The sequence below is a fragment of the Arcobacter sp. CECT 8985 genome, from assembly GCF_004116495.1.
GTDB lineage: Bacteria > Campylobacterota > Campylobacteria > Campylobacterales > Arcobacteraceae > Malaciobacter.
Map to the genome: position 1 here is coordinate 1 of NZ_PDKC01000065.1, position 2,690 is coordinate 2,690.

At 21.2% G+C, this 2,690-nt stretch carries 2 protein-coding genes; both read left to right on the forward strand.

The window, feature by feature from the left end:
- The first annotated feature begins 43 nt into the window (after positions 1–43).
- Positions 44–1,645 carry a DUF1566 domain-containing protein gene (locus CRU93_RS13940; RefSeq protein WP_129104792.1) on the forward strand — a complete coding sequence of 534 codons (1,602 nt, stop codon included), beginning with the start codon at positions 44–46 and terminating at the stop codon, positions 1,643–1,645.
- Positions 1,642–2,690, forward strand: a 1,049-nt coding sequence (locus CRU93_RS13945) for a toxin-antitoxin system YwqK family antitoxin (RefSeq protein ID WP_164967707.1), incomplete at its 3' end; no start/stop codon positions are given. The genes CRU93_RS13940 and CRU93_RS13945, both read left to right, overlap by 4 nt.

Consider the following 2,690-nt stretch of genomic DNA (forward strand, 5'->3'; position numbering starts at 1 on the left):
ACTTGATATAATATAATTATAAAAATTATTTAAAAGGAAGTTTGTGAAAAATTTAATAATAAGTATAACTTTTATATTAAGTATATTTAATAGCAATTTATTTGCAGAATATGTAAGAGACAATAAAAAAGAGATTGTTATTGATAAAAATTCAAATTTAATGTGGCAAGACAATAATTTGAAAAGAAAAAATTGGAATAGTGCAAAAAAATATTGTACGAATTTGACATTAGCAAATTATAATGATTGGAGACTTCCTTATTTTAATGAATTGTTTTTTTTAGCAGATAAAAATAAAAGTCAACCTGCTATTAATAATATTTTCAGAAGTGTCCCAACTCGTAGTTATTGGACTAATACTCCCTTTTATATGGATTCATCATATTTTTGGGAAATACATTTTGGTACAGGAACAGCTAATTGGGAAAATAAAATAAATAATTATTATGTAAGATGTGTAAGAACAATTAATAAAAAGAAAATAATAAAAAAAACTTTTTCAAGGAATAATGAAAAAAATATAGTTACTAATAATATTACAAAACTACAATGGCAGGATAATATAGATACTAAAACTTTAAAAAAAGATTGGTTGAATGCAAAGAAATATTGTGATGAACTTGATTTTTCTAACTATAAAAATTGGAGGTTACCTTCAGTAGATGAACTTGCATCAATAACAAGTAAAACAAAATATAAAAATGTATCATTTGATATTTTTAAGAATTCTAAAGGAGCATATTATTGGACTAGTACTCCATACAAACAAAATGAAAATACTGCCTGGGTTGTTAATTTTAAAGGAGGAAAAATTTCCTCTATGTCAAAAACTTTTGATTTTAATATTAGATGTGTACGTGATAAATATAAATCTACTAATATTGATAAAAAACTTAATTATAAACAGTTAAATAATAAGTTTATTCAATCAATCAAAGATAATAATCTAACTTTATCAGAAAAACTTTTAAATCAAGGTGCAAATATAAATGTTACTGATAATAATGGGTCTGTTTTATTTATTGCATTAAAAACTACTCTTCCTGATAAATATGTAAATATATCAAAAATTAAAAAGACTGCAGATTTTTTAATTTCTAAAGGTATCAATTTAGAGTTAATTAATTATGAAGATGAAACTGCATTAATGAGTAGTTTAAGATTCGGTAATATAAAAGCATTTAAGTATTTAGTTGGAAAAGGTGCGAATATAAATCATTTAAATAAAGATAAAGAAAATATTATTTTTTATTTGATTAAATCTTATCGTTCTGATTGCAAAAACTGTAGATTGGCTAGCGATTTAATGAATTATGCAATTAAAAATAAAGTAGATCTTAATTCTCCCGATAAATATCTTAGGACTCCTTTGCATTTAGCAATAATATTTGAGCGGAATAAACTTATGAAAATTTTAGTAGAAAATAAAGCAGATCTAAATTTAAAAGATAGTGATGGGTATACTCCAATTTATTTTGCAATTGATAATAATGATATTAATACAGTTAAGTATTTATTGAAAAATGGTGCAGATTTAAAAGTTAAAGATAATGATGATAATACACCAGTTGACTATGCCATTCAATTAAAAAGAGTAAAAATTGTTAATTATCTAAAAACTATAAATAAAAAGGAAACTAAATGATTAAAAAAATATTAATTGTTTGTTTCTTTATATTAAGTGTAAGTTATAGTAAAGAGAAAAAAGAACTTTTTTATGAAGATAATCAAAATAGTATAAAAGTTTATTATATTGAAGATAATCAAAATTCTTCTGCTAGGTTTGAAATGTATAATAAAAATAATAAATTAATAAATTCATATGTTGCAAGAAAAATTGATTTAGGTTTTTATTCTATTATTGGGAAAGATTATATATTTGTTTATGTAAATGATAAAAATAAAAATGACAATAAAATAGAATTTTTTGATCCATATAGCAATATCTTAATTGGTAAAGAAGAAAAAATAAATGAAAATACAGTTATTCAAGAGTTAAAAATTCCAATTTATTCTGATGATATTTATATATCTACTAAAAGAAAATTAAAAAATGGACAAATTGAAGGTATCCAAACAATAAAAAATGTAATGGATAAATCAATTACAAAACTTAATTTTATAAAAGGTAAAAAACAAGGCTCTATGATAAAAATATTTAATGATGGAGAAAAGATAAAGTGTAATTATAAAAATGATAAACGTGAAGGTTTATGCTCTTATTTTTATAAAAATGGAGAATTAAAAAGAGAAACAAATTATGTAAATGATAAAAAAGATGGTACTTTAAAACAATTTAGTAAAGGTAAAATTACAAGCATAACAAATTATCGAAATGGAAAAAAATATGGTAAGTTTATAGAGTATTATGAAAATACAAATATTATAAAGATTGCAAAAAACTATAAGTATGGAAAACTTGATGGAGATAGTTTTGAATACTTTAAAACAGGAAAGAAAAAAAATAAAAAAACTTATAGAAGAGACAAATTAATTAGAGAGTTAATATTTAATCCATTAAATGAAAAAGTTATAAAAAAAATTTCATTTAATGGATATGCTAATAAAGAAGGAAAAATGATAAAATATTTTTCTAATGGAAAAGTAAATTTAATTTATAATTATAAGAACAATAATAAATATGGAGTACAAAAAGAGTTTTATGAAAATAAAGTTTTAAAAGAAGAAAC